Annotated in this window: 9 protein-coding genes and 1 tRNA gene; 3 read left to right on the plus strand and 7 right to left on the minus strand. The window is 71.2% G+C overall.

Annotated elements, in window-relative coordinates; translation table 11 throughout:
• The first annotated feature begins 9 nt into the window (after positions 1-9).
• Positions 10-3,177: a multidrug efflux RND transporter permease subunit gene (locus K5L01_RS04835; protein ID WP_250062408.1), complete on the plus strand. Its 3,168-nt coding sequence runs from the start codon at positions 10-12 to the stop codon at positions 3,175-3,177.
• Between the two features lie 312 nt (positions 3,178-3,489).
• Here the strand turns inward: K5L01_RS04835 and hisS are convergent, their stop codons facing one another.
• Entirely contained in the window at positions 3,490-4,896 is a 1,407-nt protein-coding gene (hisS, locus tag K5L01_RS04840; RefSeq protein ID WP_250062410.1) for a histidine--tRNA ligase, read from the minus strand.
• Positions 4,897-5,006: 110 nt separating this feature from the next.
• On the opposite strand from hisS, the gene K5L01_RS04845 reads away from it, so the two are divergent.
• Positions 5,007-5,765, plus strand: a complete 759-nt coding sequence (locus tag K5L01_RS04845; protein ID WP_250062412.1) for a Crp/Fnr family transcriptional regulator — start codon at positions 5,007-5,009, stop codon at positions 5,763-5,765.
• 86 nt (positions 5,766-5,851) lie between these two features.
• Positions 5,852-6,298: a hypothetical protein gene (locus K5L01_RS04850; protein ID WP_250062414.1), complete on the plus strand. Its 447-nt coding sequence runs from the start codon at positions 5,852-5,854 to the stop codon at positions 6,296-6,298.
• Between the two features lie 146 nt (positions 6,299-6,444).
• Here the strand turns inward: K5L01_RS04850 and thrC are convergent, their stop codons facing one another.
• The 6 genes from thrC to K5L01_RS04880 form a co-directional block, all read right to left on the minus strand.
• Positions 6,445-7,746, minus strand: coding sequence for a threonine synthase (thrC, locus tag K5L01_RS04855; RefSeq protein ID WP_250062416.1), 1,302 nt, complete (start codon positions 7,744-7,746; stop codon positions 6,445-6,447).
• 74 nt (positions 7,747-7,820) lie between these two features.
• Complete coding sequence (locus tag K5L01_RS04860) at positions 7,821-8,771, minus strand: homoserine kinase (RefSeq protein ID WP_250062418.1); 951 nt, start codon at positions 8,769-8,771, stop codon at positions 7,821-7,823.
• Positions 8,768-11,272 carry a bifunctional aspartate kinase/homoserine dehydrogenase I gene (thrA, locus tag K5L01_RS04865; protein WP_250062420.1) on the minus strand — a complete coding sequence of 835 codons (2,505 nt, stop codon included), beginning with the start codon at positions 11,270-11,272 and terminating at the stop codon, positions 8,768-8,770. Before thrA ends, K5L01_RS04860 begins: the two co-directional genes overlap by 4 nt.
• 512 nt (positions 11,273-11,784) lie before the next feature.
• The gene (locus K5L01_RS04870; RefSeq protein ID WP_250063478.1) at positions 11,785-12,717 is read right to left on the minus strand and encodes a DMT family transporter; all 933 of its coding nucleotides are present in this window, start codon (positions 12,715-12,717) and stop codon (positions 11,785-11,787) included.
• 90 nt (positions 12,718-12,807) lie between these two features.
• On the minus strand, positions 12,808-13,509 hold the full coding sequence (locus K5L01_RS04875) for a helix-turn-helix transcriptional regulator (protein ID WP_250062422.1): 702 nt from the start codon (positions 13,507-13,509) through the stop codon (positions 12,808-12,810).
• Between the two features lie 102 nt (positions 13,510-13,611).
• Positions 13,612-13,688: transfer RNA gene (locus K5L01_RS04880), tRNA-Arg, on the minus strand.
• Between the last annotated feature and the right edge of the window lie 53 nt (positions 13,689-13,741).

The following is a 13,741-nucleotide window of genomic DNA, read 5'->3' on the forward strand; positions in this document are numbered from 1 at the left end:
GACACCGTCATGCCTAAATTCTTCATCGAACACCCGGTCTTCGCCTGGGTGGTAGCCATCCTGATCTCGCTGGGAGGCGTGATCGCGATCCTCAACCTGGGCGTGGAGTCCTACCCCAGCGTGGCCCCGCCGCAGATCACGGTGACCGCCAACTACCCCGGCGCCAGCGCCTCCACCGCGGAGAAGTCGGTCACCCAGGTGATCGAGCAGCAGCTGACCGGCATCGACAACCTGATGTACTTCAGCTCGTCCTCGTCCTCCACCGGCCGCGTCACCATCACCCTCACCTTCGACAGCGGCACCAATGCCGACATCGCCCAGGTGCAGGTGCAGAACAAGGTGTCGCTGGCGACCCCGCGGCTGCCTTCCGAGGTGACCAAGCAGGGCGTCGTGGTAGCCAAGGCCAACGCCGGCTTCCTGATGGCCGTGGGCGTGCGCTCGGACGACGGCTCGGTGGACCGCGACGCGCTCAACGACATCGTCGGCGCGCGCGTGCTCGACCAGATCTCGCGCGTGCCCGGCGTCGGCAGCACCCAGCAGTTCGGTTCCGAGTACGCCATGCGCATCTGGCTGAATCCGGAAAAGCTGCAGGGCTACCACCTGTCGGCCACCGACGTGTTCAACGCCATCGGCAGCCAGAACGTGCAGTTCGCCGCCGGCTCGCTGGGCGGCGACCCGGCCCCGAACGGCCAGGCGTTCACCGCCACCGTCGCCGCCGAAGGCCGTTACAGCAGCCCCGAGGAGTTCGAGGACACCATCCTGCGCGCCAATGCCGACGGCAGCGTGGTGCGCCTGAAGGACGTGGCCAGCGTCGCCTTCGGCGCCTCCAACTATGGCTTCGACACCCGCTACAACGGCAAGGCCGTGGCGGCGTTCGCGGTGCAGCTGCTGCCCGGCGCCAACGCCCTGGACGTGTCCAAGGCGGTGCGCGCGAAGATGGACGACCTCGCTCCCAGCTTCCCGCCAGGCGTGAGCTGGTTCACCCCGTTCGACAGCACCACCTTCGTCAACATCTCGATCAAGGAGGTCATCCACACCCTGATCGAAGCGGTGGTGCTGGTGTTCCTGGTGATGCTGATCTTCCTGCAGAACTTCCGCGCGACGATCATCCCCACCCTGGTGATTCCGGTGGCGCTGCTGGGCACCTTCATGGGCATGCTGGCGATCGGCTTCACCATCAACCAGCTGACCCTGTTCGCGATGGTGCTGGCGATCGGCATCGTGGTCGACGACGCGATCGTGGTGATCGAGAACGTCGAACGCATCATGAGCGAGGAGAAGCTGGACCCCAAGCCGGCCACGCAGAAGGCCATGGGCCAGATCACCGGTGCGGTGGTGGCGATCACCGTGGTCCTGGCCGCGGTGTTCATTCCCAGCGCCATGCAGCCCGGCGCCTCCGGCGAGATCTACAAGCAGTTCGCGCTGACCATCGCCATGTCGATGGGCTTCTCGGCGCTGCTGGCGCTGAGCTTCACCCCGGCGCTGTGCGCGGCCTTCCTCAAGCCCACCCACAACGACAACCCGAACTGGATCTACCGCACCTTCAACAAGTACTACGGCAAGCTCGAGAAGGGCTATGTCGGCACCGTCGGCAGCGTCATCCGCCACAGCCCGCGCTGGATGATGGTGTTCGCGCTGCTGGTGCTGCTGTGCGGCTTCCTGTTCACCCGCCTGCCGGGCAGCTTCCTGCCCGAAGAGGACCAGGGCTATGCGCTGGCCATCGTGCAGCTGCCGCCGGGCGCGACCAAGAGCCGCACCACCGCAGTGTTCGACCAGCTGCTGGGGATGATGCAGGACGAGCCCGCGTTCGAAGGCATGATGCAGGTCACCGGCTTCAGCTTCATCGGCGCAGGCGAGAACGTCGGCATGGCCTTCGTCCGCCTCAAGGACTGGAGCCTGCGCAAGGAGACCGCCCCGGAGTTCATTCAGAAGATGAACATGAAGGCGTTCGGCGGCATCAAGGACGCCCAGGTGTTCTTCGCCAACCTGCCCACCGTGCAGGGCCTGGGCCAGTTCGGCGGCTTCGACATGTGGCTGCAGGACCGCGCCGGCGCCGGCCAGGACGCACTGATGGAGGCGCGCAACACCCTGCTCGGCGCGGCCGCGGAGGATGCTTCGCTGACCGCGGTGCGCCCCAACACCCTGGAGAACTCGCCGCAGCTGCAGCTGCAGGTGGACCGGGTGCAGGCCCAGGCCATGGGCGTGTCGGTCAATGACGTCTATACCGCCATCCAGATGATGCTCGCGCCGGTCTACGTCAACGACTTCTTCTACGGTGGCCGCATCAAGCGGGTGAACATGCAGGCCGACGCCGCCTACCGGACCGGACCGGAATCGCTGCGCAGCTATTACGTGCCCAGCGCCCTGAGCCGGGATGCCGACGGCCAGCCGGCGATGATCCCGCTCAGCACCGTGGTCAAGTCGGACTGGATCTACGCGCCGCCGGCGCTGAGCCGCTACAACGGCTATTCGGCGGTCAACATCGTCGGCTCGCCGGCCCCGGGCGGCAGCTCCGGCCAGGCCATGACCACCATGGAGAACCTGGTCCACGACGACCTGCCCAGCGGCTTCGGCTACGACTGGAGCGGCATGTCCTACCAGGAGATCCTGGCCGGCAACGCCGCCGCGCTGCTGATGGTGCTGTCGGTGGTGGTGGTGTTCCTGTGCCTTGCCGCGCTGTACGAGAGCTGGTCGATCCCGGTCTCGGTGCTGCTGGTGGTGCCAATCGGCATCCTCGGTGCGGTGGTGTTCTCGCTGCTGCGCGGGCTGCCGAACGACCTGTACTTCAAGATCGGCATGGTCACGGTGATCGGCCTGGCGGCGAAGAACGCGATCCTGATCGTCGAGTTCGCGGTCGAACAGCGCGCGGCGGGCAAGACCCTGCGCGAGGCCGCGATCGAGGCGGCGCACCTGCGCCTGCGCCCGATCCTGATGACCTCCTTCGCGTTCATCCTGGGCGTGCTGCCGATGGCCATCTCCACCGGCGCCGGCGCCAACGCCCGCCACTCGCTGGGCACCGGCGTCATCGGCGGCATGCTGTTCGCCACGGTGATCGGCGTGCTGCTGATCCCGCTGTTCTTCGTCACCGTGCGCCGCATGCTCGGCGACAAGCTGGACGAGCAGTCCAAGCAGTTCATCGAGCAGCACACGGTGCGCACGGTGCAGCAGGACCGCTGACCCTGGTGCAGCGGCCGGGTCCCTGCCGGGACCCGGTCCATCGACCGGAACGGGGCTGGAGCGCATCCAGCCCCTTTTCTTTGCGCCCGTCCCTGCGCGGCCGGCCCGCGGCCGATGCGCAGGTGCCGTCGAAACCGCCGGAACCGGAAAGCCGCCGGAAGCGGCACGGCGAAGCCACGACGCTGCCGGCAGACCGCTGGTCCGCGCCCTTTACGACCCGGCCGTGGTGCCCTTCCCTGCCCGGGAAAGGCCGGGAGCGTGGCAGGCGTCCCCCGGGATGTCCCCGAAAGGACGCCCTACCCGCCGGCGCGCTCAGCGCGCCATGGCGCGGGCCTGCTCCAGCTCCACCTGCAGGGTCGAGGCCAGCTCGTCGCGGGCGACCTCGAACTGCTGCTCGCGCAGCAGGTCCTTGACCGCCACCACGCCACGCGCCAGCTCGTCCTCGCCGGCCAGCACCACGAAGCGGATGCCCGCCTTGGCCGCGTACTGGAACTGCTTGCCGACCTTCTTCGGCTCCATCTGCACTTCGGTGTTGATGCCGCCGGCGCGCAGGCGGCGGGCGATGTCCAGCGACTGCGGCATCGCCGCCTCGTCCATCAGCGCCACCATGGCATGCACGCTGCTCTCGGCGATGCCCTCGATCAGCCCGGCCTCGCGCAGCTGCCAGAACAGGCGGGTCAGGCCGATGGAGATGCCCACGCCCGGCAGCCGGGACTTGGTGTAGTGGCTGGCCAGGTCCTCGTAGCGGCCGCCGGAGCAGATCGAGCCGATCTGCGGATGGTCGACCAGCAGGGTCTCGTAGACGGTGCCGGTGTAGTAGTCCAGGCCGCGGGCGATCGAGAAGTTCAGGCAATAGGCGCTCTCCGGAACGCCCAGCGCCTTGACCAGCCCCAGCACCTCGCGCAGCTCGGCCGCGCCGGCGCGCAGCGATTCGCTGGCCGATGCACCGGCTTCGGCCAGTACCGCGTCGATCTTCGCCAGTGCATCGTCATGCGACTGCGACCGCACCTCGACGAACGCGAGGATGCGCGCCACCGCCTCGGCCGGCAGCCCGAACCCGGGCCCCTCCAGGGTCTCGCGCACGTAGTCCGCGCCGCGCTTGTCGAGCTTGTCGACCTCGCGCAGCACCAGCGCCTGCTGCTCCGCATCGGCCACGCCCTGGGCCTCGAAGAACCCGCGCATCAGCTTGCGGTTGTTCAGCTGCACCGCGAACCGGCCGATGCGCAGCTCCGAGAACACCGCGTGGATCACCGCCAGCACCTCCGCGTCGTAGCGGATGCTCAGCGCGTCCTTGCCGATCACGTCGACGTCGCACTGGTAGAACTCGCGGAAGCGGCCGCGCTGGGCGCGCTCGCCGCGGTAGACGCGCTGCATCTGGTAGCGGCGGAACGGGAAGGTCAGCGCATGCTCGTGCTCGGCCACGTAGCGCGCCAGCGGCACGGTCAGGTCGAAGCGCAGCGCCAGCTCGGGCAGGCCGCCGGCGCCGGATTCGGCCGCATTGGCCAGCGCACCGGTGGACTGGACGAAATACACCTGGCGCTCGGTCTCGCCGCCGGACTTGGTCAGCAGCACGTCGGACAGCTCGAACACCGGCGTTTCCACCGGCAGGAATCCGAAGCGCTCGTAGTTGCGGCGGACGACGTCCAGCATGCGCTGGAACGCAATCTGCTCGCGCGGCAGCAACTCCATGATGCCGGGCGGGGTACGGGGCTTGATCACGGATGGAACTCCTGCGGCTCGGTGGGGTGGACAGCCGTCAATTCTAGCCGCAGCCCGCCGCCGCGGACGCATGAAGTATCATTCGCGCATCCTTTTTCTGCCGCTGACCCATGCCCCGGTCCGAGCCCGGCTCCACGCCCTCCAGCGCCACCGCTCCGGTTTCCGCGGGGATCGGCACGCGCGAATGCCTGCACTGCACGGTCCGCCACCTGGCGGTGTGCTCGGCGCTGTCCTGCGACGAAGTGCAGGCACTGGAGCAGATCACCACCTCGCTGCCGGTGCCGATGGGAGCGACCCTGGCGCGCACCGGCGAGCCGCGCACGCACGTGTTCACCGTGACCGAAGGCGCGCTGCGCCTGGTCCGCACCCTGGCCGACGGGCGCCGCCAGGTGAACGGTTTCGTGCTGCCGGGCGACTACGTCGGCCTGAGCGGCAGCGACCAGCACCGCTACGACATCGAAGCCATCGCCGAGAGCCGCGTGTGCCGCGTCCCGGCCGTGCAGATGCGCGACCTGCGCCAGCGCTATCCGCACCTGGAGCGCAAACTGCTGCAGCGCGCCTGCCAGGAACTGGATGCCGCGCACGACAACGCGCTGGCGCTGGCGCGCCTGCAGCCGCCCGAACGGCTCGCCGACTTCCTGCTGCGGCTGGCCGCGCGCGAGGCGCTGCAGGGACAGGTCGGCAACCGCGTCGCGCTGCCGATGGGCCGCGGCGACATCGCCGACCACCTCGGCCTGACCATGGAGACGGTCAGCCGCACCTTCACCAAGCTGCGCCAGCAGGGGCTGATCGCCCTGCCGCACCTGAACGTGGTGGAGATCCTCGATTTCGCCGGGCTGCAGAAGCTGGCCAACGACGACCTGCGCTGAGGCCCCGGCCCGGCATTTGACGCCCCGCCCCCTGCCCTGCAAGCTGGCCGGGCCGCCAGCGCTGGCGGCAGGATCCGGGAGGCCTCATGTCGCGTACTGTCGCCGCACTGCTCTCCATCGCCATCGGCATCGGTTTCATGCTGCTGGTCCTGCTCGCATGGCCGCTGATCGCCCTGCACAACGCGATTCCCCTGCAGCTCGTGCAGGCCGGGCTGTCCGGCCCCGCCTGGTATGGCGTGCTGACCCTGCAGGACTTCGCGATCAACCTGCTGCTCGCCGCACCCGCGGCGTGGCTGCTGCTGCGGCTGGGACGCACCCGGCTCCGCTTCCACTGCACGCTGGCCACCCTCACCTTCGCCACGGCCGTCACCTTCGCCGCCGGCCTGCCGGTGTTCGCCGCCAGCGGCTTCATCGCCGCGGGCTGGCTGCTGATGCTGGCCGCCCTGCCCGTGGCGACCTGGCTGCTCAGCCTGTCCGGACGCGGCGGCGGGCGCATCCCGTCCGGGCCCCTGCACCGCCCCCGCACCGGCTGAGCCCCGACCCCGGCCTGGCGGCATTTTGACCAGACCAACGCCGATGCCCGCCGGCATTGGCCCGGCGGGCACTTGTCCACAGGCTGTCCTCGCCACGCTCCACATCCGCTGTGGACAACCTCGCGATGGCGCGGGCGGCGCGCGGTTCAGCCGTCCAGCAGTGCCCCGCGCAACGCCGCGTAGACCGGTGCGCAGGGCTCGGCATGCGCCGGACGCTGCAGCAGTTCGGCCAAGGCCGGCGGCACCGGCACCTCGCGGCCGATCAACGGTTCGACCACGGCCTCGAACTTGGCCGGGTGGGCGGTCGCCGCCACCGCCCAGTGCGCGTCCGCGGCGGCCTCGCCACTGGCACGCAGCTGCTCCAGCACCTGCACCGCGGTCGCGGTGTGCGGGCAGAACACCTCGCCGAAGCGGCGGTAGCGGTCGGCGATGGTGGCCCGGATGCCGGCGTCGTCCACCGCCCGCGCGGTGAAGGCCGCGCGCAGTGCCGCGTCGTCGCCGGCGTACAGCCAGCGCAGCCGCTCGAAGTTGCTCGGCGCGCCCACGTCCATCGCGTTGGCCAGCGTCGCCAGGCTCGCCGCCGGCTGGTACGGGCCGCCCTCGAAGTAGTCCGGCAGCACCCGGTTGGCATTGGTCGCCAGCACGATCCGGCCCAACGGCACGCCGAGCGCGCGCGCCAGGATTGCCGCCATCGCGTTGCCCAGGTTGCCGGTGGGCACCACCAGGTTCAACGGCGCGCCGTGGGTGGCGTGGTGGACCAGCGCCGCATGCGCGTAGTAGCTCATCTGCGGCAGCAGGCGCCCCAGGCTGATGCTGTTGGCCGAACTCAGCGGCACCCGCGCCTGCAGCTCGGCATCGTTCAGCGCCTGCTTGGCCATGGCCTGGCAGTCGTCGAACGAGCCGCCCACGCGCAGCGCGCGGATGTTGCCGCCGAGGCAGCCGAGCTGGTGCGCCTGGCGCGGCGAGACCCGCCCGTCCGGGTACAGCACCACCACCTGCAGGTTGGGCTGGTTGTGGAAGGCGGCCGCCACCGCGGCACCGGTGTCGCCGGAGGTCGCCACCACGATCGTCAGCGGCCGCTCCTGGCCTGCCCGTACCCGGGACAGGCAGGCCGCCAGGAAGCGTGCGCCGAAATCCTTGAACGCCGCGGTGGGCCCATGGAACAGCTCCAGAACGTGGTCGTTGCCGGTGGCCAGCGGCACCAGCGGCGCGGGAAAGTCGAACGCGGCCGCACAGATGTCCGCCAGGGCCGGCTCCAGCGCATCACCGGCGAAGAACGGCTGCAGCAGGGTCGCGGCGGTCGCGGCCAGCGATGTCCCGGCCTGCAGCGGGCGTGCCGGCGGCAGCTGCCGCGGTACATAGAGACCGCCATCGGGCGCCAGGCCGGCGGCGATGGCCTGGCTGAGGGTGGCGGCGGGTGCGGTGGTGCGGGTGGAAATGAAGTCCATGGCGAAGGGTCCGTGAGGAGAAGGCGCGGCCGCAACACCGGGGGCACGCGGCGCTGCGGCGGAAGGGGAAAGGCTCAGAGCAGGTGGGCGCCGGGGCTGTCCAGCGGCGTCACCCAGCTCTGGCTGGCGAAGCCGGCGGCGGCGAAGGCGGCGCGCACCGCCGGCGCGGCGGCCTCCGCCGCCTCGCGGCTCTCGAACCAGGCGAACACGCTGGGACCGGCACCGGAAATACCCGCGCCCATCGCACCGGCGTCCAGCGCCGCCTGCTTGGCCGCATCGAAACCGACGATCAGCGGCGCCCGCCGCGGCTCGATCAGCGCATCGCGCAGGCCCGCACGCACCAGGCCGGCATCGCCGGCATGGCAGCCGGACAGCACCAGCGCCAGATGGGTGCTCTGGGTCACGAACTCCCCGAGCGCGTAGTGGCCCTGCAGGGCCGCGCGCGCGCGGCGGGTTTCCAGCAGCGCATCGGGATGGACCAGCAGGCTGTGCCACTGTGCCGGCACCGGCACCGGCACCATCCGCTCCAGGGTGGACAGCACCAGGCCGCCGAGGAACATCGGCCCGAGGTTGTCGCCATGGCGGCTGCCGCTGGCCACCGCCTCGCCTTCCAGCGAATGCAGGTACAGCTGCGCACGCTCCAGCGGCGCTTCCAGCAGGGCATTGGCGGCGACCAGCGCCGCCACGCAGGACGCTGCCGAACCGCCCATGCCGGAGCTGAGCGGAATGCCCTTGTCGATCTCGATCTCGAATCCGAACGGCAACGCCAGCGCCTCGCGCAGCGCGATCAACGCCGCACCGGCGGTATTGCCGGCGGCCTCCGTGGGCAGGGCCACCGCGCTGCCGCGGATCGCCGCGATACGGACGGTGGGCGCTTCGATGCGGCGCACCGTCACCGTATCGCCGACCCCGGCCACGGCGTAGCCGAGCAGGTCGAACCCCACCGCCACATTGGCCACCGAGGCCGGCGCGAACGCCCGCGCCTGCCGCAGCCCGGAAGCGGCCGCCCGCGCAGCGGCACTCACAGCCGTGCCCCTTCGCCCGCCGCGACCCGCAGCACGTCGGCGAACACGCCGGCGGCGGTGACTTCCGGACCGGCCCCCGGCCCCTGCACCACCAGCGGGTTGTCGCAGTAGCGGCGGGTGGTGAACTGCACCACGTTGTCGGTCAGCCGCAGGTTGGCGAAGGCGTGGTCGCCCGGCAGTTCGACCAGCCCCACCGAGGGCGCCTGCCCCGGCGCGAAGCGGGCGACATAGCGCAGCACGTTGCCGCGCGCCTTCGCGGCCGCCAGGCGTTCGTCGAAGCCGGCATCGACGTCCTGCAGGCGGGCCATGAAGTCCTCCACGCTGGCCTGCTGCAGGGCCGCCGGCACCAGGCTCTCCACGGCCACGTCCTCCAGGCTGAGGTCGTGGCCGGCCTCGCGCGCCAGGATCACCAGCTTGCGCGCCACGTCCACGCCGGACAGGTCGTCGCGCGGGTCCGGCTCGGTGTAGCCCATCGCCCGCGCCTGGGTGACCAGCTGCGAGAACGGCACGCTGCCGTCGTACTTGTTGAACAGCCAGGCCAGCGTGCCGGAGAAGATCCCGGCGATCGCGGTGACCGCGTCGCCGGTGTCCACCAGGTCGCGCAGCGTGGTGATCACCGGCAGTCCGGCGCCCACGGTGGCCTCGTAGCGGAAGCGCGCGCCGGTGGCGGCGGCCGCGTCGCGGATGGCCTGGTAGCGCGCCAGCGGGCCCGAGCCGGCCTGCTTGTTCGGGGTGACCACGTGGATGCCCGCGGCCAGCCAGGCCGGATAGCGGTCGGCGACCTCCGCGCTGCCGCTGCAGTCGACGATCAGCGTGTGCGGCAGGCGGGCGGACAGCAGGTGTTCGGTGAAGCGGTCAAGATCGGTCGGCTGCATCGCGGCCTCGAACGCCGCCTTCCAGTCGCCCGCCACCGCGCAGGGCTCCAGCAGCATGCCGCGGCGCGCCACGACCGCGCGCAGCCGCAGGTCCAGCCTCGCCCGCGCCAGCAGCTGCGGCTGCGCGGCACGCAACTGCTCGAGCAGTGCCGCGCCGACGTTGCCCGGCCCGATCACGCCGACCGAGAAGGTCTGCGGCGAAAGCCAGAAACCGGCATGCGCGGCCCGCAGCGCCTTGGTCGCGTCGCGCGCGGCGATGGCCACCGAGATGTTGCGCTCCGACGACCCCTGGGCGATGGCCAGGATGTTCACCTGGGCCCGGCCCAGCGCCTCGAACAGCCGCGCGGCCACGCCCGGCTGGCCGGCCATGCCATCGCCGACCGCGGCGAGCACGCTGACCCCTTCGGTCAACTGCACCTGCTGCACCTGGCCGGCGGCCAGCTCGTGCGAGAACGCCTGCGTCAGCGCGTCGCGGGCGCGCAGCGCCTCGCTGTGCCGGACCACGCAGCAGATCGAATGCTCCGACGAGCCCTGCGAGATCATCACCACCGACACGTGCGCGGTGCGCAGTGCGGCGAATACCCGCTCGGCGGTACCGGGCACGCCGATCAGCCCGGTGCCCTCGACGTTGAGCACCGCCAGGTCCGGGCTCAGCGTGAGCCCCTTGATCGGGCCGGCACCGGCGCTGACCGCGGTGATGCGGGTACCCGGGTGCTGCGGCTGGAAGGTATTGCGGATGATGATCGGCAGGCCGCGCTCGATCGCCGGCGACATGGTCTGCGGATGCACCACCTTGGCCCCGAAGTAGGCCAGCTCGCAGGCCTCGTCGTAGCTGAGCGCCTCCAGCTGCACCGCCTCCGGCACCACCCGCGGGTCGGCCGACAGCACCCCGTCGACATCGGTCCAGATATGCAGCTCGTCGGCGGCGAACAGTGCCGCGAAGATCGCCCCGGAGAAGTCGCTGCCGTTGCGTCCCAGGGTGGTGGTGTGGCCCTTGCCGTCGCGGGCCACGAACCCGGTCACCACCAGCCGGCGCGCCGGGTGCGACTGCCGCCACAGCGCCAGCTTGGCCGCGCTGGCGGCCCAGTCCACGTCCACCCCGAGCTCGCCGTGGTTGACCACCAGCACGTCGCGCGCGTCCAGCACGTCTGCGTCTTCGCCGAGCGCCTGCAGGTGGTGGCCCAGCAGGTGCGCGGAGAACACCTCGCCCAGGCCCTGCACGCGGTCCAGCACTTCCTGCGGCAGTTCGCCGATCACCGCCAGCGCCGCCAGCACGTCGTGCAGGCGGGTGAACCGTGCGTCCAGCCAGGCCAGCGTCGTCGCGGCGTGTTCGCCCAGCAGCGCCACCGCGGCATCGTGGTGGCGTTCGCGCAGTTGCCGCCAGCACGTCTCCCAGGCCGGATCGGCGGCCGCGGCCAGCCGCGCCACCTCGATCAGTCCGTCGGTCACGCCCTTCATCGCCGACACCACGGTGACCTGCACGTCCTCCTCGCGCGCCAGCAGCAGCTGGGCCACATGCCGGTAGCGCCCGGCATCGGCCACGGAGGTGCCACCGAACTTGTGGACGACCGTGCGCGCGGCGGCAGCCGGAAGGGAATCGGTGGGTGAGACAGCAGCTGACGACATCGGAGGAACCTCGGTTGGAGGCCCCGGCACACGCTTCAGGATGGGGTCCCCCGCATCCTGATCCGGGTGCGGGGCCGTGGTGTTCGGAAACTACGCGAAAACGACGGGCCGCACCGGGCGAGTGGTGACGGTAATGATGATGGTGGTAATGGACGCGCGCACGCCGTGGCCTTGCCGGGTGTCGGGCAGGCGGGCGGGCTGGGAAGCGGAATGCGGCAGGTCCATGCCCTCAAGGGGACACCAGCGGTGAATGCGCTGTCAAGTGCTGCGCTGCAAAACATCATTTGCAGCCATCTTCGGCGAAACCGACCGCAACGGTTGCAATTGTCATCAACAGCCAATGTCGCGCATCTCACCGTCAAGCAGGGGCGAAAACGCCGCATCCGGCATTTTCCAACGTTTCCGGCCGCCACGCCCGGACCGGTACGCCCACGGGAGCCAAGCGACGCGGCGGCCGCCACGCCGGCCCCGGGCTGCGCGCGGATTCCGTGCCGGACCGGCACGGGCGGCGTTCAACCGGCCGCCAGCGCGGCGCGCGGTGGCCGGTGCGCCGCGGCGCTCAGCACCACGCCGGCCACCAGGCAGGCCGCCGCCAGCATCTCCAGCGGCCGCGGCCAGCGCTGCTGCCACAGGAACCCGTACAGCAGGCCGAACAGGGTCTCGAACACGATCATCTGCCCGCTCAGGGTGAGCGGCAGTGCACGGCTGGCGCGGTTCCAGCAGGCGTTGCCCAGGATCGAGGCCAGCACCGCGACGGCGGCCGCGATCAGCCAGAACAGGCCCCATTCACCCGCGGCCCGTCCCTCGCCGCCGCCGGCGAACGCGACAGGCGCCATCAACAGCGCCAGCCCACCGGTGGCGATCCCGGTCAACAGCGACCAGTCGTGACCGGAGACCTCCGGGCAACGCGCCAGCCAGCGGCTGTTGTCCAGCGAATACAGCGTCCAGGACACCAGCGCACCGACACCGCACAGCAGCCCCAGCAGGCGCCGCACGGGATCGGCCTGCACCTGCGAGGAGGCCATCGCCGCCCAGCCCATCAACAGCACCCCGGCCACGCACAGCGCCAGTGCCGGCGCCAGCCGCGCCAGCGGGACCGCACCGGGCGTGCGCGCCGCCGACACCGCCGCCAGCACCGGCACCATGCCGACGATCAGCGCCGCCGCCGCGCCGCCGGCCCACTGCACCGAGATCGACAGCAGCACGTAGTACAGCAGGTTGCCCAGCAGGCTGAGGCGGATCAGCGCCTGCCACTCACTGCGGCCGATGAACGCGCGCAGCGCCGGCCAGCGCGGCACCAGCAGCACCAGCGCGATCAGCCCATAGACCAGGTAGCGCGCGGCCGCCAGCTGCAGCGGCGCGAACCCGGCCAGCATCGCCGGCGCCAGGAACACCACGCCCCACAACGCGCCGGAGGCCACGCCATTGACGATGCCCATCTGCATCTTGCTCGAACGCACCACGCTCACGCACCACCGGCCCGTTGACAGGGCGCGCAGTGTAGGCGCCGCCGCCGGCGGCCGTCTTGACCGGAACTACTGGGGCCGCCGCGCGCGCCATTGCCGCGGGGTCAGCCCGGTCTCGCGCCGCAGCGCGCGGGTCAGCGCGCTCTGCTCGGAGTACCCGGCCCGCAACGCGATGTCGCCGATGGCCGCCCGTCCTTCCAGCAGCTGCTGCTTGGCCCAGCGCAGGCGCGCGGCACTGGCCCAGGCCAAGGGCGGGAGCCCGAACTCGCGGGCGAACAGCGCATGCAGGCGGCTGCCGCTGACCCCGACCAGCGCCGCCATGCGCGCGACCGTCCAGTCCCCGCATGGCGCGGCGGTGATCGCCAGGCACAGCGCCTGCAGGCGCGCGCCGCTGCCGGCCGGCGCGAAGTGGTACAGCAGGTACGGAACCGGATCGCCGTGCACGCCGCGCTCCGGCAGGCCCTGCAAGCGCTGCCGCAGCGCGGCCGGCAGCGACAGCCAGGGGTGGCGGCAGAGGTGGTCGAGCGTGGCGTCGTCGAGCAGCCCGGCCGGGCAGTCGACGATCAGGCAGCAGTTCTCGTCCAGGGCCTGCATGTCGTGCGCCTGCGCCGGTGCCACGAACGCCCCCTGCAGGCGATCAAGGTGGCCAGCGGCCCCGGCGACCTCCAGCTGCAGCTCGCCGCGCACCGGCAGCACCCATTGCGCATAGTCGTGCCGCTCCAGCCCGGTGGGGGCCGGATAGCTGCGCAGATGGGAGGTGCTGGCATGCATGGCGGACCTGCAGGGAAAAGCCCGCCGGCGCGGGCGCCGCGGCCCGCGTGTCCGCCGGGCCCGGACGATGGCCATGCGCGGCGGAAACGGCGCGCGGAACAATGGCGGCCCCGACACGATTCGAACGTGCGACCTGTCCCTTAGGAGGGGACCGCTCTATCCAGCTGAGCTACAGGGCCTGCGGGCGGCTATTGTGGCATGCCTGCACCGCACCCGGCACCCGTCCGGTGCC

Source organism: Stenotrophomonas mori (assembly GCF_023556335.1).
GTDB classification, from domain to species: domain Bacteria; phylum Pseudomonadota; class Gammaproteobacteria; order Xanthomonadales; family Xanthomonadaceae; genus Stenotrophomonas; species Stenotrophomonas mori.